At 72.7% G+C, this 17,444-nt stretch carries 17 protein-coding genes; 13 read left to right on the forward strand and 4 right to left on the reverse strand.

Going from position 1 to position 17,444, the window contains the following annotated elements; genetic code table 11:
* The first annotated feature begins 97 nt into the window (after positions 1–97).
* Together ACFYZF_RS13590 and ACFYZF_RS13595 are read left to right on the forward strand one after the other, a co-directional pair.
* Positions 98–907: a sugar ABC transporter permease gene (locus ACFYZF_RS13590; protein WP_387020382.1), complete on the forward strand. Its 810-nt coding sequence runs from the start codon at positions 98–100 to the stop codon at positions 905–907.
* Between the two features lie 222 nt (positions 908–1,129).
* Positions 1,130–2,956: a glycoside hydrolase family 13 protein gene (locus tag ACFYZF_RS13595; protein ID WP_387019597.1), complete on the forward strand. Its 1,827-nt coding sequence runs from the start codon at positions 1,130–1,132 to the stop codon at positions 2,954–2,956.
* 190 nt (positions 2,957–3,146) lie between these two features.
* Here the strand turns inward: ACFYZF_RS13595 and ACFYZF_RS13600 are convergent, their stop codons facing one another.
* A complete protein-coding gene (locus tag ACFYZF_RS13600; protein WP_387019599.1) occupies positions 3,147–3,740 on the reverse strand; it encodes a TetR/AcrR family transcriptional regulator in 594 nt (197 codons plus the stop codon).
* Between the two features lie 99 nt (positions 3,741–3,839).
* Here ACFYZF_RS13600 and ACFYZF_RS13605 point away from each other — a divergent pair, with 99 nt between their 5' ends.
* From ACFYZF_RS13605 to ACFYZF_RS13645, 9 genes are all read left to right on the forward strand, one after another.
* A complete protein-coding gene (locus ACFYZF_RS13605) occupies positions 3,840–4,844 on the forward strand; it encodes a hypothetical protein (protein WP_387019602.1) in 1,005 nt (334 codons plus the stop codon).
* A gap of 45 nt (positions 4,845–4,889) precedes the next feature.
* Positions 4,890–5,231, forward strand: a complete 342-nt coding sequence (locus ACFYZF_RS13610; RefSeq protein ID WP_387019604.1) for a hypothetical protein — start codon at positions 4,890–4,892, stop codon at positions 5,229–5,231.
* Between the two features lie 273 nt (positions 5,232–5,504).
* On the forward strand, positions 5,505–6,575 hold the full coding sequence (locus ACFYZF_RS13615; RefSeq protein ID WP_387020384.1) for a BMP family protein: 1,071 nt from the start codon (positions 5,505–5,507) through the stop codon (positions 6,573–6,575).
* Positions 6,576–6,836: 261 nt separating this feature from the next.
* Positions 6,837–8,438, forward strand: a complete 1,602-nt coding sequence (locus ACFYZF_RS13620; RefSeq protein ID WP_387020387.1) for an ABC transporter ATP-binding protein — start codon at positions 6,837–6,839, stop codon at positions 8,436–8,438.
* On the forward strand, positions 8,435–9,766 hold the full coding sequence (locus ACFYZF_RS13625; protein ID WP_387019606.1) for an ABC transporter permease: 1,332 nt from the start codon (positions 8,435–8,437) through the stop codon (positions 9,764–9,766). Before ACFYZF_RS13620 ends, ACFYZF_RS13625 begins: the two co-directional genes overlap by 4 nt.
* 3 nt (positions 9,767–9,769) lie before the next feature.
* Entirely contained in the window at positions 9,770–11,050 is a 1,281-nt protein-coding gene (locus ACFYZF_RS13630; protein WP_387019609.1) for an ABC transporter permease, read from the forward strand.
* 100 nt (positions 11,051–11,150) lie between these two features.
* Positions 11,151–11,858 (forward strand): cytidine deaminase, encoded by a 708-nt coding sequence (locus ACFYZF_RS13635; RefSeq protein ID WP_387019611.1) that lies wholly within the window; start codon positions 11,151–11,153, stop codon positions 11,856–11,858.
* A gap of 58 nt (positions 11,859–11,916) precedes the next feature.
* On the forward strand, positions 11,917–13,197 hold the full coding sequence (locus ACFYZF_RS13640; protein ID WP_387019614.1) for a thymidine phosphorylase: 1,281 nt from the start codon (positions 11,917–11,919) through the stop codon (positions 13,195–13,197).
* Between the two features lie 108 nt (positions 13,198–13,305).
* Complete coding sequence (locus ACFYZF_RS13645; RefSeq protein ID WP_387019617.1) at positions 13,306–13,986, forward strand: DUF4272 domain-containing protein; 681 nt, start codon at positions 13,306–13,308, stop codon at positions 13,984–13,986.
* A gap of 5 nt (positions 13,987–13,991) precedes the next feature.
* On the opposite strand, the gene ACFYZF_RS13650 is transcribed toward ACFYZF_RS13645, so the two are convergent.
* Positions 13,992–14,855, reverse strand: coding sequence for a putative RNA methyltransferase (locus ACFYZF_RS13650; RefSeq protein WP_387019620.1), 864 nt, complete (start codon positions 14,853–14,855; stop codon positions 13,992–13,994).
* A 5-nt stretch (positions 14,856–14,860) separates the two neighbouring features.
* Positions 14,861–15,334, reverse strand: coding sequence for a MarR family winged helix-turn-helix transcriptional regulator (locus ACFYZF_RS13655; protein WP_387019624.1), 474 nt, complete (start codon positions 15,332–15,334; stop codon positions 14,861–14,863).
* Between the two features lie 70 nt (positions 15,335–15,404).
* On the opposite strand from ACFYZF_RS13655, the gene ACFYZF_RS13660 reads away from it, so the two are divergent.
* Entirely contained in the window at positions 15,405–15,866 is a 462-nt protein-coding gene (locus ACFYZF_RS13660) for a PPOX class F420-dependent oxidoreductase (protein WP_387019626.1), read from the forward strand.
* A 156-nt stretch (positions 15,867–16,022) separates the two neighbouring features.
* Complete coding sequence (locus ACFYZF_RS13665) at positions 16,023–17,102, forward strand: adenosine deaminase (protein WP_387019629.1); 1,080 nt, start codon at positions 16,023–16,025, stop codon at positions 17,100–17,102.
* Here ACFYZF_RS13665 and ACFYZF_RS13670 read toward each other — a convergent pair whose 3' ends face one another.
* Positions 17,103–17,441 (reverse strand): hypothetical protein, encoded by a 339-nt coding sequence (locus tag ACFYZF_RS13670; protein WP_387019631.1) that lies wholly within the window; start codon positions 17,439–17,441, stop codon positions 17,103–17,105.
* Positions 17,442–17,444: the final 3 nt, after the last annotated feature.

Consider the following 17,444-nt stretch of genomic DNA (forward strand, 5'->3'; position numbering starts at 1 on the left):
TCCGGTCGCGGGCGGCGCGACCGGCGCCGCCCCGGCCGTCAACCGCAACGCGGGCCGGCGTCGCAACCGGTGGTTCGCCCAGGTCGGCTGGCGCCACCTGGTCGCCGTGTTGGCGGTCGCGTTCAGCCTCTTCCCGATCCTGTTCGTGCTGTCGGCCGCGCTCAACCCGCTCGGCACGCTCTCCTCGACGGAGCTGCTGCCGACCGGGGCGTCCCTGGAGAACTTCACCAACCTGTTCGACCGTACGGCGTTCGGGTGGTGGTTCCTCAACTCGCTGCTCATCGCCGGGGTGGCCTCGTTCGTGTCGGTCGTCCTGTCGGCGCTGGCGGCGTACGCCTTCTCCCGGATGCGGTTCTCCGGTCGGCGGGTCGGGCTGTTGTCGCTCCTGCTGATCCAGATGTTCCCGCAGTTCCTGGCGATCGTGGCGATCTTCCTGCTCTTCACGACGATCACCGACCTGTGGCCGGCGATCGGCTTCAACACCCCGTGGGGCCTGCTGCTGCTCTACCTGGGCGGCGCGCTGGGCGTGAACACCTGGCTGATGAAGGGCTTCTTCGACACGCTCCCCCGGGAGCTGGACGAGTCGGCCACGATGGACGGCGCCACGCACGCCCAGGTCTTCTTCCGGATCATGCTGCCGCTGGTGGCGCCGATCCTGGCGGTGACCGGCCTGCTCGCCTTCATCGGCACCATCAACGAGTTCCTGATGGCGAACGTCTTCCTGACCAACAGCGAGTCGAAGACCCTCGCGGTCGGGATGTTCGGACTGGTGGCCGGCGAACGCAACAACAACTTCGGGATCTTCGCGGCGGGCACCCTGCTCACCGCGATCCCCACGGTGCTGGTCTTCCAGATGGTCCAGCGCTACATCGTCTCCGGTCTCACCGCCGGAGCCGTCAAGGGATAAACCGGATAGGTGGCCGCTCCTCGCCGAGGTCGAGGCGAGGGGTGCCGCTCCGTCGCGACCAGCCGGGTCCACCGGCCGGTCAGCGACACCGCAGTGCTGCGGCAAGGGCGTCGGCGTCCGACGTACACCGGAGCAGTCACGGATCGACCGCCACGGTCGGGAAACCGGCCGCGGCGGGAGACCGCTTTCTCTCCCCGTCCGATCGACGCGAAAGGCACCGCCATGTCCCTGTTGCCGCACCACGACGGATCCGCCCTGTACGTCCCCGAGCAGGAACCCGCGCTCGGCGACACCGTCGACGTCTTCGTCCGGGTGCCGGCCGGCGCCGACGTCCGGCAGGTGCACGTGCGCACCACCGGCGACGGCGAACCCCGGTTCACCGAGGCGGTCGTCGACCGTACCGACGGCGGCGACGTCTGGTGGAGGGTTCCCGTCGAGGCCCGCAACCCGGTCAGCAACTACCGGTTCATGCTCACCGGCAGCCGCGGCTACCGCTGGCTGAACGCCGCCGGCGTGGTGCCCCACGACGTGCCCGACAACGGCGACTTCAAGCTGGTCACCCACGCCCCGCCCCCGGCCTGGGCCCGGGACGCGGTGATCTACCAGATCTTCCCGGACCGGTTCGCCCGCTCCGCCGCCGCAGACGGCCGGGACCTGCCGGACTGGGCCATCCCGTGCGACTGGGACACCCCGGTGATCGGCCGGGGCCCGGAGACCCCCCGCCAGTTCTACGGCGGCGACCTGGACGGCGTCACCGAGCGCCTGGACCACCTGGACCGCCTCGGCGTGAACACCGTCTACCTGACCCCTGTCTTCCCGGCCCGCTCCAACCACCGCTACGACGCGGCCAGCTTCGACACCGTCGACCCGCTGCTCGGCGGTGACGCCGCGCTGGCCCGCCTCGCCGAGGCCGTACGCGCCCGGGGCTGGCGGCTGCTCGGCGACATCACCAGCAACCACACCGGCGACGCGCACGAGTGGTTCACCCGGGCCGCCTCCGACGTGTCCGCGCCCGAGCGGGAGCTGTACTACTTCGACGAGGTGACCGGCTGCGACCGGGAGCCGTCGTACGAGTCCTGGAACGGGGTCAGGTCGCTGCCGAAGCTGAACTGGGGCAGCGCCGAGCTGCGCCGGCGCTTCGCCACCGCCGACGACTCGCTGCTGCGCCGCTGGCTGCGGCCCCCGTACGGGCTGGACGGCTGGCGGGTGGACGTGGCGAACATGACCGGCCGGCGGGGGGCCGACGCGTACACCCACGAGGTGGCGGCGCTGCTGCGCGAGGTGGTGGCCGACACCCGGGCCGACGGGCTGCTGATGGCCGAGCACGGCCACGACCACACCGGCGACCTGGACCGCGGCGGCTGGCACGGCACGATGAACTACGTCGGCTTCACCGACCCGGTCTGGTCCTGGCTGCGGCACGGCGACGAACCGGTGCCGAACTTCCTCGGCACCCCGGGCGGGGTGCGGCGGCGGGACGCGGACGCGGTGCTCGCGACGATGGACACCTACCGGTCGCTGATCTCGTGGCGGTCGTACACCCACTCGTGGCAGTTGCTCGGCTCGCACGACTCGGCCCGGATCCGCACCGTCGTCGGGGACGCGGCCCGGCAGGAGGTGGCCGCCGGCCTGCTCGCCACCATGCCCGGCACCCCGGTGATCTTCGCCGGGGACGAGTTGGGGCTGACCGGCGCCAACGGCGAGGGCTCGCGTACCCCGATGCCGTGGCACCGGCCGGAGAGCTGGGACGCCTCGACGTTCGCCTCGTACCGCGCCCTGATCGCGTTGCGCCGCGCGGAGCCCGCGCTGCGCCACGGCGGCCTGCGCTGGCTGCACGCCGACGCGGACACGCTGGTCTTCCTGCGCGAGGCCCCGACCGGTGCGGTGCTGGTGCTGGCCCGCCGCGCCGCCGGTGATCCGGTCCGCCTGACCGGCCTGCGGCCGGCGGAGAACATCCACGGTGGCGCCCCCGCCCTACGCCCCGACGCGGACGGCACGATCACCCTCCCGGCCGACGGCCCCACCTTCCAGGCCTGGCGCCTAACCTGACCCACCCCATCCCCACCCCTACCCACCCCGCTCAGCCTTACCCCGTCCCGCCCCAGCTGCGGCGTCTTGGCACTCGCGGCCCCGACAAGATGCGCATTCCACCCAGATCGCGGGCACAAAGTGCACGATCGCGGAGCGGGGTGGCGGGGACGGGGTGGGGTGGTGGTGGGGTGGGGTGGGTGGGTAGGGGTTAGTTAGGGGGGAGGAGGGCGCGGACGCCTGCGAGGTAGGTGGCGCGGTCTGGGCGGCCGGTGAGCAGGCGCTGGAGGAACCAGCCGGGGACCAGGCCGAACAGCGCGGAGGCGACGGCCGCCGGGTCGGCGTCGGCGGGCACCTCGCCGGCGTCCTGGGCGCGCCGGACGAGCGCCTCGAAGTGCCGGCGGAAGCCGTCGTACTTGGCGGCGACGAGCTCGGCCAGCACCGGGTCCCGCTGTGCCTCGCCCCAGACCTGGACCGCGATCCGCAGGGCGCCGTCGTCGCCGACCTGGGTCTCCACGTACGCCAGCGCGCGGTCGAGCGCCTCGATCAGGGGCAGCGGCGGCTCCCGGTGGCGCAGTTCGTCGAAGACGATCTCGGCCCCGCCGACCGCCTCCTCGGCGATCGCGTTGATCAGATCCGCCTTGCTCGGGAAGTAGCGGTAGACGGCGCCCACCGAGAGGCCGGCCTCGGCGATCACGTCCTGCATCGTCGTGCGGTGGAAGCCCTCGCGCAGGAAGCACCTGCGGGCCGCGTCGACGATCTGGCGGCGGCGGGCGGCGAGGTGTTCCGGCGAGACGCGTGGCACGAAATACATCCTAAAGCGAACGTTCGTTCTTGACGTGGCGCGAGCGGAGGGGGAGCCTGAACTTAAAGAGAATGAGCGTTCGTTTTAGGAGTTGACCCCATGTCGGACCGCACCCGGCCGCCCCTGCCGACCGCCCTCGGGATCGCCGCCCTGGCAGCCGTCCTGATGGCGTTGCTCGTACCCCTGTTCGCGGGTCCGGCGGCCAACCTGGCGCCGCGCGACCTGCCTGTCGCCGTCGCGGGCCCGGCGCCCGCCGTCGACGAACTGGCCGGCCGGCTCGCCGCCGCGCGGCCGGGCGCATTCGAGGTGACCACGCTGCCGGACGCCGCGACCGCCGACCGGGCGCTGCGCGACCGGCAGGTGTACGGGGCCTTCGTCGTCGGTCCGCAGGGGGTGGCCCTGCACACCGCGGCGGCGGCCAGCCCGACGGTCGCCGCGCTCCTCACCGAGGCGGCGGCCCGGTTCTCCACCGGCACCGGCCGCCCGGTGCCGGTGGTCGAGGTTGTCCCGGCGGACCCGGACGACCCCCGGGGCGCCGGGTTCGCCGCCGGCTTCCTGCCGTTCGCGATGGCGGGCATGGCGGCCGGCGCGCTGCTCACCCTGCTGGTCGCGAGCCGGGTCGCCCGGCTGCTCGGCCTGGTGGCCTTCGGCGTCCTCGCCGGGGGAGGCGGTGTCGCCGTGCTGCACGGCTGGCTCGGCGTGATCGCCGGGAACCCGCTCGTCGAGGGGGCGGCCGTCGGGCTCTTCGCGCTGGCCGCCGCAGCCACGGTGGCCGGCCTCGGGGCGCTGCTCGGCCGGGCGGGAATCGGCCTGGGCGCGCTGCTGGTCTTTCTGGTCGGCAACCCGATCTCGGCGGTCGGCGCGGCCCCTGAGCTGCTGCCGCAGCCGTGGGGTGCCGTGGGTCAGTTCCTGCCGGTGGGCGCCGGCGGCACCCTGCTCCGCTCGGTGGCCTTCTTCGACGGTGCCGGCGCCGGCCGGCCCGTCGCCGTCCTGGCCGGGTATGCGCTGGTCGGGCTCGTGCTGGTGCTGGCCGCCCGCCGCCCGGCCGGCGGGGTGGCGCCCGATGACGGCGACGTGGCGGGGCCGGTCACCGACACGCGCTGATTCGCCCACTACTACGATCTGTCGTTGATAGGGGAGGATGGTCAGGTGGAAACTCTGAGACTGATCCTTCGCTACGCCCACCTGATCGGGTTCGCCCTGCTGCTAGGCGGCACGATCGCCCAATACGTCAGCGGCCGGCTGCGGATCAACGCGGCCATGCTCTGGGGGTCGGTCATCGGCCTGCTGACCGGAATCGGGCTGTCCGCCCCGTTGCGGGACGGCGACGAACCGGCCCCCGCAAAACTTGTTACCAAGTTGGTGCTCGCGCTGCTGATCTTTGTCATGGTCTTCTTCTCCCGTAAGCGGGAATCGGTCAACCGTGGCCACTTCCTCGCCATCGCGGGCTTGACCCTGGTCAACGCAGCGGTGGCAGTTTTCTGGCGGTAGCGTCCTGACCAGGGGACAGGCTGCGGGAAACGGACGTTCGCGACACCGATCGGCCACGGCCAGGGCGACAAGTGATCTGCCGCACCCGAAGGATCACGTAGGGGTAACAGGCGCTCAACAGTCGTGCACGATTGTCGGCCGGTGGGTGGACGCGGGCGTACGCTCCCGTCCGTAACGTGGGACGCCGGCGGCGCAGCGCAGGCCGGCTCAAGGGCTGCCACCGCGCAGAGCGGTGTGCAATGGGAAGGAGACGTCTTGCGCTCTGTGCGTGGGATGCGGATCGCCTCCGCCTTCGTGGCGGGTGGGCTCGTGCTGGGCGCCGCCGCGTGTGGTGAGGCCCCCGAGGACGACAAGGACGCCGGGAGCACCGGTGCCAAGAAATACAGCGCCTGCATGGTGACCGACGTCGGCGGCATCGACGACAAGTCGTTCAACACCTCGGCCTGGAAGGGCCTGCAGGAGGCCAAGAAGGCCAACGACAACATCGACATCAAGTACGTCGCGTCGAAGGCCGAGGCGGACTACGAGGTCAACCTGACCGGGTACGTCAACCAGAAGTGCGACTTCGTCCTGGCCGTCGGCGGTCTCATGACCGACGCCACCAAGAAGATCGCCCAGGCGAACCCGAACCAGCAGTTCGGCATCGTCGACTCGAACCCGGGTGTGGCCAACGTCTACCCGATGCAGTTCGACACCGCGCAGGCCGCGTTCCAGGCCGGCTACCTCGCCGCCGGGATGAGCAAGACCGGCAAGGTCGGCACCTACGGTGGCCTGCCGATCCCGCCGGTGACCATCTTCATGGATGGCTTCGCCGACGGCGTGGCGCACTACAACAAGGCCAAGAGCAAGAACGTCCAGGTGCTGGGCTGGGACAAGGCGACCCAGAAGGGTTCCTTCACCAACGACTTCGGCAAGCAGGACGAGGGCAAGAAGGTCTCCGACACGCTGGTCGCCCAGGGCGCGGACATCATCATGCCGGTCGCCGGCGGCGCGGGCCTCGGCACCACCTCGGCGGCCCAGGCCTCCGGCGGCAAGTACTCGGTCATCTGGGTCGACGCCGACGGCTGCGAGAGCACCCCGAGCTGCTCGGTGCTGCTGACCACCGTGGTCAAGAACATCACCGACTCCGTCAAGGAGGCCGTGGTCAAGGCCGCCGGTGGCGAGAAGCTCCAGGCCACCCCGGGCTTCGTGGGCAACCTGGCCAACAACGGCGTCTCGCTCGCCCCGTACCACGACTTCGAGAGCAAGGTCCCGGCGGACCTCAAGGCCGAGGTCGAGAAGCTCAAGGCGGACATCGCCGCCGGCACCATCACGGTCACCTCGAAGGCCCAGCCGACCAAGTGACCGCTCCGTCGGCCACCGCGGTGCGATCATCGACCGCGGGGGCCGGCGGGCCCCACGCCTGACGACCGGCCGCCTCGACGTACGCGGGGAGCACCCCGCGGAAGCGGGGCGGCCGGTCCGCGCCACCCGACGCCCGGCCCGGCCGGCGACCGGCCCCGCGGCGGCCCCGCCGCACCATCGCTCGCACTCCAGGAGGTTGCGCTGAAACTCGAACTGCGCGGCATCACCAAGCGGTTCGGTGATCTGGTCGCCAACGACCACATCGACCTGACGGTGGAGCCTGGAGAGATTCACGCCCTGCTCGGTGAGAACGGTGCCGGCAAGTCGACCCTGATGAACGTGCTCTACGGGCTCTACCAGCCCGACGAGGGCGAGATCCTGGTCGACGGGAAGCCGTTGAAGCTGAGGGGCCCCTCGGACGCGATCGCGGCCGGGATCGGCATGGTGCACCAGCACTTCATGCTGGTGCCGGTCTTCACCGTCGCCGAGAACGTCATGCTCGGCGCCGAGCAGGTCAAGGGCGGCATCGCCGGTTTCCTGGACCGGCGGCGGGCCCGGCGCGAGGTCGCCGAGGTCTCCGAGCGGTACAACCTCCGGGTCGACCCGGACGCGGTGATCGAGGACCTGCCGGTCGGCATCCAGCAGCGGGTGGAGATCGTCAAGGCCCTCACCCGCGACGTCGACCTGCTGATCCTCGACGAGCCGACCGCCGTGCTCACCCCGCAGGAGACCGCGGAACTGCTCACGGTCATGCGGTCGCTCAAGGCCGCCGGCAAGTCGATCGTCTTCATCACCCACAAGCTCGGCGAGGTCAAGGCCATCGCCGACCGGATCACGGTGATCCGGCGCGGGAAGACCGTGGGCACCGCCTCGCCGACCGCGAGCCGGGACGAGCTGGCCGCCAAGATGGTGGGCCGCAGCGTCCGGCTGACCGTGGAGAAGCCGCCGGCCACCCCGGGCCGGCCGATCCTGGAGGTCGCCGGCCTGGTCGTCGACGACGACCGGCAGATCCGCGCCGTCGACGGGGTCGACCTGACCGTGCGCGCGGGCGAGGTGCTCGGCGTGGCGGGCGTGCAGGGCAACGGCCAGACCGAGCTGATCGAGGCCATCATGGGCCTGCGTCCGGTCCTCGCCGGCACGGTCACCCTGGACGGCCAACCGGTGCACGGCTGGTCGACCAAGAAGGTGCTGCGCGCCGGGGTCGGCTACGTCCCCGAGGACCGCAGCGTCGACGGCCTGGTGAAGGAGTTCTCCGTCGCCGAGAACCTGGTGCTGGACATCTACGACCGCCCGCCGTTCGGCAAGGGGCTGTCCCTGAGGCCGGACGCCATCGCGAAGTCGGCGCAGGAGCGGATCGAGCAGTTCGACGTCCGTACCCCGTCGGCCGAGGCGGCCGTCGGCACCCTCTCCGGCGGCAACCAGCAGAAGGTGATCGTGGCCCGGGAACTGTCCCGGCCGCTGAAGCTCTTCATCGCAGCCCAGCCGACCCGTGGCGTCGACGTCGGCTCCATCGAGTTCATCCACTCCCAGGTGATCCGGGAGCGGGACGTGGGCACCGCCGTCATGGTGGTCTCCAGCGAGCTGGACGAGGTGATCGGCCTGGCCGACCGGATCGCGGTGATGTACCGGGGCCGGATCATCGGCATCGTCGGCCCGAACACCCCGCGCGAGGAGATCGGCCTGCTGATGGCCGGCATCACCCCCGACGCGGCCACCGAAGCCGAGGGCGCGGCCACCGGCAGCACCGCCCCGGCCGCCGGCGCGGCGATCGAAGCCACCGGCCCGACCGCCGGCGGCACCGCCCCGGCCGACGGCGCGGCGACCCCGGCCCCCGAGGGCCCCCGTAACGAGGACGAGGCATGACCAACCCCAACCCGGCGTCGGGCTCGCCCGACAAGGAGCCGGCGACCGAGGCGCAGGCCGCGCAGGTGGCGGCCGGTGGCGTCGACCGCGCCGCGACGGCGACCACGCCGAAGCGGGAGCCGGAACCGGACCGACCCACCCTGGGCCGGCTGTTCCTGGACAACCTGTGGGCGGCCAACACGGTCACCGTCACGGTGCTCGCGGTGCTGCTGGCGATGCTCGTCGGCGCCGTGCTGATCATCGTGTCGGACCCGGAGGTGCTGGCCACCTACGCCTACATCACCGCCCGCCCGGTCGACGCGCTGAACGCGAGCTGGACGGTGGTCAGCGAGGCGTACGCGAACCTGTTCAAGGGGGCGATCTTCGACCCGGAGGCGTCCGGGTTCACCGCGGCGCTCAGCCCGATCTCCGAGACGCTGACCTACACCGCGCCGCTGGTCTTCACCGGACTGTCGGTGGCGCTCGCCTTCCGGGGCGGCCTGTTCAACATCGGCGCGCAGGGCCAGGCCACCATCGGCGTCATCCTCGCCGCGCTGGCCGGCTTCCTGCTGCCGCTGCCCCCGGTGCTGCACCTGATCGTCGCGCTGATCGCCGGCGCGGCCGGCGGCGCGCTCTGGGGCTTCATCCCCGGCATCCTGAAGGCCCGCACCGGTGCCCATGAGGTGATCAATACGATCATGCTCAACTACGTCGCGGTGTACTTCCTGGCCTGGATCATCATTCAGAGCGGCGTGCAGAACCCCGACCGGGCCGACGCGATCAGCAAGCCCGTCGACTCCTCCGCCCAGTTCCCCCGGCTGCTCGGCGACGACCTGCGGGTACACGCCGGCATCCTGCTGGCCGTGCTGGCCACCTGGTTCATCGCCTGGCTGCTCAACCGCTCCACCTTCGGCTTCGAGCTGCGCGCGGTCGGTGCGAACCCGGACGCCGCCCGCACCGCCGGCATCAGCGTCGCGAAGACGTACGTGCTGATGATGGCGATCGCCGGCCTGCTCGCCGGGCTCGGCGGTAGCCAGATGGTGCTCGGCTCGACGGCGAACGCGCTCACCCCGCTGGTGGTCGCCCAGATCGGGTTCGACGGCATCCTGGTGGCCCTGCTGGGCCGGGTCAAGCCGTGGGGCGTGCTGCTGGCCGCGCTGCTGTTCGGCGCGCTCCAGGCCGGCGGCAACCGGATGCAGTCGTACTCGGGGATCTCGCTGGAGCTGGTCACCGTGCTCCAGGCGCTGATCGTCATCTTCATCGCCGCGCCGGCCCTGGTGAAGGCGATCTTCCAGCTCCGGGCCGCCCGTGCCGCCCGTTTGCAGACGAGCCTGGCGAAGGGCTGGTAACGCATGTCAACCATGGCTGTTCCGGACGTCGCCGTGGCCCAGGTCGACGAGGGCTTCTGGACCCGTACCCGCAAGATCGGCGGGGTGCTGCTGGCGCTCGGCGTGCTCGCGGCGGTGCTCTTCGGGGCGCTCGCCACCGACCGGCAGGCCCGCTTCACCCTCAGCGAGACCGAGGGCGGCGCGGCGCTGGAGATCCACGGCACCGTCGGCGCGATCCTGTTCGGCATCATCGCCGCGGCGGCCGGCGCGGCCCTGATGGCCGGGGTGCCGAAGCGCTGGTTCACCGTGCTGCTCGGCGTCGGGCTGGCCGCCTTCGTGCTGTCGTTCCTGTGCTGGCAGGTCTCCGCCGCCCCCGAGGGGCGGAACTTCATGCCCCTGGTCAACATGGTGCGCGGCACCTTCATCCTGGCCCTGCCGCTGATCTTCGGCGCGCTGGCCGGGGTGCTCTGCGAGCGCTCCGGCGTGGTCAACGTGGCCATCGAGGGACAGTTGTTGATGGGCGCGTTCAGCGGCGCGCTGTTCGGCAGCCTCTCCGGCAGCGTCTGGGTGGGCCTGGTCGCCGCCGCGATCGGCGGCGCGTTCATCTCGCTGCTGCTGGCCGTGTTCGCCATCCGCTACCTGGTGGACCAGGTCGTCATGGGCATCGTGCTGAACCTGCTGGCGGTCGGCATCACCGGCTTCCTCTACGAGCGGCTGATGCAGACCAACGCGGAGAAGTACAACTCCGCGCCCCGGTTCAGCAACTGGGAGATCCCGCTGCTCAGGGACATCCCGGTGCTCGGGCCGGCGCTGTTCCGCAGCAACATCTTCCTCTACCTCGGCCTGCTGCTGGTGCTGGTGATCCACATCGCGCTGTTCCGCACCCGCTGGGGCCTGCGCACCCGGGCGGTCGGCGAGCACCCCACCGCCGCCGACACCCTCGGCGTGAAGGTGCTGGGGCTGCGCTACCGCAACGTCCTGCTGGCCGGGGTGGTGGCCGGGATCGGCGGCGCGTCGTACACGCTGGCGCTCTACTCGTTCACCAAGAACATGATCGGCGGCAAGGGCTTCATCGCCCTGGCCGCGCTGATCTTCGGCCGGTGGAGCCCGACGGGAGCGCTGCTCGCGGCGCTGTTCTTCGGCTTCGCCGACCAACTCGGCACGTACCTCGGGGCGATCGGCAGCAGCATCCCCAGCCAGTTCCTGGCCATGCTGCCGTACCTGGCGACCATGCTGGCGGTGGCCGGACTCGTCGGCAAGGTCCGCGCGCCGGCTGCCGACGGCAAGCCGTACATCAAGGGCTGAGCCCGCTCGGATCCGTGCCCGGCGGGGCCTCCCCGCCGGGCAGGGCCGGCTTCGGAGCCGTGCCGCCTGGATGATCCGGCGGATGCGGCAGAATCACGGGATGACCGACATCGACTGGGAGCGGCTGCGGGCCGCCGCCACCGAGGTGATGCGACACGCGTACGTGCCGTACTCGAAGTTCCCGGTCGGGGCCGCCGCCCTGGTCGACGACGGCCGGATCGTGGTCGGCTGCAACGTGGAGAACGCCGCGTACGGCGTGGTGCTCTGCGCCGAGTGCGGGGTGGTCTCCTCGCTGCACGCCACCGGCGGGGGCCGGATCGTGGCGCTCTCCTGCGTCGACGCCACCGGCGAGCCGCTGATGCCGTGCGGCCGGTGCCGGCAGCTGCTCTGGGAGCAGGGCGGCCCGCAGTGCCTGGTCGAGGCCAAGGACGGCCCGCTGAGCATGGCCGAGCTGCTGCCGCACGCCTTCGACGTGGCCGACATCGAGGCGGTGACCGGCGAGCGGCCGGTGCCGGTGGTGCCGGACCGACTGGCTGCCTGGCGGGGGCGGGGCAGCGTCTTCGTGCACCCGGACCTGTCCGCCGGGCAGCAGGTGTGGACGGCGTACTGGGAGCGGTCGGCCGGGGACACGGAGGGCGCCGAGACCGGCGTGCTGGAGGAGGGCCCGAGCTGGGGCGACCCGGCCGAGGCGATCGCCTGGGGGCACGCCCGCACCCCGCGCGTGGTGGTGGTCGACGCGACCGGCACCATCTTCTGGGCCGGCGAGGGCGAGCCGCCGATGGAGGTGCCGGTCCGCTGGGCGGGCTGAGCCGGGTGCTGGCGGGCCGCGGTCCGGAAGCTGCGAGGACGAGAAGAGGAACTCAACGGTGAGTGCTTTCACGGCGGTCGACGTCATCCGGGCCAAGCGGGACGGCGGCGTGCTGAGCGACGCCCAGATCGACTGGGTGGTCGACGGGTACACGACGGGTCTGGTGGCCGACGAGCAGATGTCGGCGCTGGCCATGGCGATCCTGCTGCGCGGGATGAGCGCGCCGGAGATCGCCCGGTGGACCGCCGCGATGATCGCCAGCGGGCAGCGGCTGGACCTGTCCGCAGTCGACCGGCCGACCGTCGACAAGCACTCCACCGGCGGCGTCGGTGACAAGATCACCCTCCCGCTCACCCCGCTGGTCGCGGCGTGCGGCGGCGCGGTGCCGCAGCTTTCCGGGCGGGGCCTGGGCCACACCGGCGGCACCCTGGACAAGCTGGAGTCGATTCCCGGCTGGCGGGCCGCGCTGACCAACGACGAGTTCATCCGGCAGCTCCGCGAGGTGGGCGCGGTGATCTGCGCGGCCGGCGATGGCCTGGCCCCGGCCGACCGCAAGCTGTACGCGCTGCGCGACGTCACCGGCACCGTGGAGGCGATTCCGCTGATCGCCAGCTCGATCATGAGCAAGAAGATCGCCGAGGGGACCGGCGCGCTGGTGCTGGACGTGAAGGTCGGCTCCGGCGCGTTCATGAAGTCCGTCGACGACGCCCGGGAGTTGGCCCGCACCATGGTCGAGCTGGGCGGCGCGCACGGGGTGCGGACCGTCGCCCTGCTCACCGACATGTCCACCCCGCTCGGGCTGGCCGTCGGCAACGCGGTCGAGGTGACCGAGTCGGTCGAGGTGCTGGCCGGCGGCGGCCCCGCCGACGTGGTGGAACTGACCCTGGCCCTGGCCCGGGAGATGCTCGACGCGGCCGGGCTGCCCGACGCCGACCCGGCGGCGGCACTGCGCGACGGCCGGGCGATGGACTCCTGGCGGACGATGATCCGCGCCCAGGGCGGCGACCCGGACGCGCCCATGCCCACGGCGAACGAGATCGAGGTGGTCACCGCCGACGCGGACGGCTTCGTCTCCTCGGTCGACGCGTACGCGATCGGGGTGGCGGCCTGGCGGCTCGGCGCGGGCCGGCCCCGCAAGGAGGACCCGATCAGCGTGCCGTCCGGGGTGGTGCTGCACAAGCGCCCCGGCGACCCGGTGCGGGCCGGCGAGCCGCTGTACGAGCTGCGCGCCGAGCACGCCGCCCGGATCCCGGCGGCGCTGGCCGAGGCGGTCGGCGCGGTACGGGTCTCGGCCACCGCCCCGGCCACGAAGCCGCTGGTCATCGAGCGGATCGGCTGAGCCGGACGAGCGAAGGGGGCCGTGGTGCCGCCCACCGGGACCGGCTATCCTCCCAGGCCACGGGGGACGACCAGCGCTGAGCCGATGCGACTGACAGGGATCTGAGCCGTGCGCATACCCGCCCCTGACCCGCGAGAGGTCCGAGAGGCCAGCCTGGACGAGCTGTCCCGGTTGGGACTGCCCCTGCCCCCGAGCCAGTTCCCCCTGGTGTGGGAGCCGGGCGACGAGATCGAGCTGCGGCCGACCGTTGAGATCGAGGCCAGGATCGCGGTGCTGCACCTGATCCTGGCCCGGTGCTTCGGCATGCCGCCGCAGGCCGCGATGGGCTGGCTGCTCGCCTCGCACCTGGTCGACATGGTCACCCCGCCGGAGGGGCAGTTCGTGATGGGTGGCCGGGGCGACCACCGGTCGTTCGTGCTGCACCACGACGCGCTCTTCTCCCTGGCCTGGGTGCTCGGCCTGACCAAGCAGCTCGACCCGACCATGCCGGTGGAGGACCGGCTGGTGGAGCGGCTGCCGCAGATCGCCGCAGGGGAGACGTTCACCGAGTGGCGTTCCCGCATCCTCGCCGCGCCCCAGCACCCGGCCGACGCGGCGGCCCTGCTCGACCTGCACTACTGCCTCGACTGGGCGTACCTGGAGTCGGAGCGGTCCGGCCGGTCGCTGCCGGGGCTGGTCGACGCGAACGCCATCGGGCAGCGCCGGTGGGCGCTGGAGTGGGCGGTGGTCCTGCGGGGGCCGTACCACGACGAGCCGCCGGGCTGGGAAGAGGTCGACCTGTCGACCTGAGCCGCTCAGCGGGGGCGGTGCACGCTCAGCCGGACCGCGAGGGTCACCCCGACCGGTTCGGGCAACGCGGCGGTCCGCGCGGCGCGGGCTGCCGGGTCGGCGTGCCAGGCGCTGGGCCCCATCCCGACCAGGGTGGCCACCTCCGGGTGGGTCAGCTCCAGCCGGGCCCGCAGCACCGTCGTGGCGACCTCGTCGAACTGGCCGGCCAGGCTCCCGGCGACCCGATCGGCCTTGGCCGGGTCGACCCTCAGCAGGTCGAGCGCGTCGACCAGTTCGGTGAGGTGGTCCTCGGCCGGGGTGACCACCAGCAGCGCGCCGGCCGGGTGCAGCACCCGGCGGAACTCGGCCCCGTTGCGCGGGGCGAAGACGTCGAGCAGCACGGCGACGCTGCCGTCGGCCAGCGGTAGCCGCTGCCAGGTGTCGGCGAGGGCCGCCGCCGCGCGCGGATGCGCCCGCGCCGCCCGGCGCAGCGCCGGCTTGGACACGTCGAGGGCGAGGCCCACGGCGTCGGGCAGCGCCGCCAGCACCGCCGCGAGGTGCCGGCCGGTCCCGGCGCCGGCGTCCACCACCAGCGGGTACGCCCCGTCCGCCGCCCCCGTCGGCACGTCGCGGGCCGCCTCGGCGAGCGCGGCGGAGACCGGGTCGTAGTGGCCGGCGGCCAGGAAGTCGGCGCGGGCGGCCACCATCTCGGCGGTGTCCCCGACGTGCGGGGTGCGGCCGGCGAGCAGGTTGACGTACCCCTGGCGGGCCACGTCGAAGCTGTGCCGGCGCGGGCAGCGCAGCACCCGGCCGGTCCCGGCGGCGGCCTCCGCGAGTGGTTCCGCGCAGACCGGGCAGCGCAGCCGGTCGACGATGCGGGGATCGGTCACCGGGGTCACCGTACCGACCGGGCCTCGTCGGTCAGGTGGTCGACCACCCGGTGCGTGAGCGCGTCCAGCGCGGCGATCTCGTCGGGGGTCAGCAGGTCGATGAGGTGCCGGCGGACCGCCGCCACGTGCCCGGGGGCCGCCGCCTCGACGGCGTGTCGGCCCTCGGCGGTGAGCGCGACGATCGCGCCCCGCCCGTCCGCCGCGCACTCCTCGCGGGTGACCAGGCCACGCTGCTGCATGCGGGTCAGGTGGTGGGAGAGCCGGCTGCGCGACCAGAGCATCCGGTCGGCCAGCTCGCTGAGCCGCAGCCGCTGGTCGGGCGTCTCCGCCAGGTCGGAGAGGACGTCGTAGTCGGGCTCGGAGAGCCCCGCGTCCCGCATCAGCTCGCGGGCCAGCTCCAGGTCGAGCAGGCGGCGCATCCGCCGGTATCCGCGCCAGGCGCTCTGCTCCCGCTCGTCGAGCCAGCGTGGTCGTTCCATGCCGGCCATCCTAGCCATCTGGTTGACATGTCATCAATCCGCCTCCTAGGGTGGGTGACATGTCAACCAGATGGTCGAGCCGGCTGGCCGCCGCCCTCGCCCCGCCGCGGGTGCCGGCGTGAACGCCCGGCTGTGGGAGCTGTTCGGGGAGCGCGGCCGGGGCGTGCTGGTCACCCTGCGGCGCGACGGGCGGCCCCAGCTGTCCAACCTCGACTTCCTCGCCGAGCCCGGCATGATCCGCTGCTCCACCACCGCCGACCGGGCCAAGGTGCGCAACCTGCGTCGCGATCCCCGGGCCAGCCTGCACGTCACCACCGCCGACGGCGGGGCGTACGCGGTCGCGGAGGGCGTGGTCACGGCGACCCCGCCGGCAGTGGCCCCCGACGACGCCACCGTCGAGCAACTGGTCGAGGTCTACCGGCGGATCCGTGGCGAGCACCCTGACTGGGGCGAATACCGGGCGGTGATGGTCGCCGACGGTCGGCTGGTGCTCCGGCTCGCCGTCGAGCGGGTGTACGGCTGGCGTCCCTGACCGGGCATGGGGCCGGCCGCTCGTTTCGGCCGGGCGACCCGGGGCGCCCGGCCGGGCCGGACCACGGCGCCGGCCCCGCCCGGATCGGCGGCACGCCGACCGCCGATCCCCGCCCGTCCCATAGGCGGGCCCGGCGGGGCCGACTAGGGTCTCAGCATGGTCGCGACAATCCGTTACGAGGACATCGTCAAGGTCCCGAAGGCGCTGCTGCACGATCACCTCGACGGCGGCCTGCGGCCGGCGACGATCGTCGAGCTGGCCGCCGAGGTGGGTCACGAACTGCCCACCACCGACCCCGATTCGCTGGGCCGGTGGTTCGTCGAGGCGGCCGACTCCGGCTCCCTGGAACGCTATCTGGAGACGTTCGCGCACACCGTCGCCGTCATGCAGACCCCGTCGTCACTGCGGCGGGTGGCCAGGGAGTGCGCCCAGGACCTGGCCGCCGACGGGGTGGTCTACGCCGAGGTGCGGTTCGCCCCCGAGCAGCACCTGGAGCGGGACCTGACCCTGGACGAGGTGGTGGAGGCCGTCGTCGCCGGGTTCACCGAGGGCGCGGCACTGGCCGCGGAGGCCGGCACCCCGATCCGGGTCGGCACCCTGCTCACCGCGATGCGGCACGCCGCCCGGTCGCAGGAGATCGCCGAGCTGGCCGTCCGGCACCGGGACGCCGGGGTGGTCGGCTTCGACATCGCCGGTGCGGAGGCGGGCTTCCCGCCCACCCGGCACCTGGACGCCTTCGAGTACCTCCAGCGGGAGAACTTCCACTTCACCATCCACGCCGGCGAGGCGTTCGGGCTGCCGTCGATCTGGCAGGCCATCCAGTGGTGCGGCGCGGACCGGCTCGGCCACGGGGTACGCATCGTCGACGACATCACCCCCGGCGAGCGCCCGACGCTCGGCCGGCTGGCCGCGTACGTGCGGGACAAGCGGATCCCGCTGGAGCTGTGCCCGTCGTCGAACGTGCAGACCGGGGCGGCGGCGTCCATCGCCGAGCACCCGATCGGGCTCCTACGCGACCTGCGCTTCAGGGCGACGGTGAACACCGACAACCGGCTGATGAGCGGCACCTCGATGTCCCGGGAGATGGCGCTGCTGGTGGAGGCCTTCGGCTACGGCTGGAAGGAACTCCAGTGGTTCACCATCAACGCGATGAAGAGCGCCTTCATCCCGTTCGACGAGCGGCTGGCGATCATCGACGAGGTGATCAAGCCCGCGTACGCGAAGCTGCTGGGCTGATCAGTGGTGGTGCGGGTGGCCGGCGAGCAGGTCGGCCACCCGGCGCAGCACCTCGCCGGCCGGGGCCGGGTGCGCGCCGAGCCCCGCCTGCCGGCGCAGCACCGCAGGCTCGGCGCGCAGCAGGGCCAGCCCTCGGCGCAGCAGTACGCCGGGGGCCTTGCGCTGTTCGGCGAGGTCACGGGTCAACCGGCGGAGGAAGGTGGTCCCCCGCGGGCGGCGCAGCGCGTACGCCCCGGCGAGCAGCCCTCGGCGTCGACATTCCTCGACGATCTCGGCGGCGAAGATTCCTTCGGCGATGAAGAATGGCGACCCGGCGACCTCGAATGGCCGGGTGGCCACCCG

Origin of the sequence: Micromonospora sp. NPDC001898 (assembly GCF_042891255.1) — a bacterium.
Lineage (GTDB): Bacteria > Actinomycetota > Actinomycetes > Mycobacteriales > Micromonosporaceae > Micromonospora.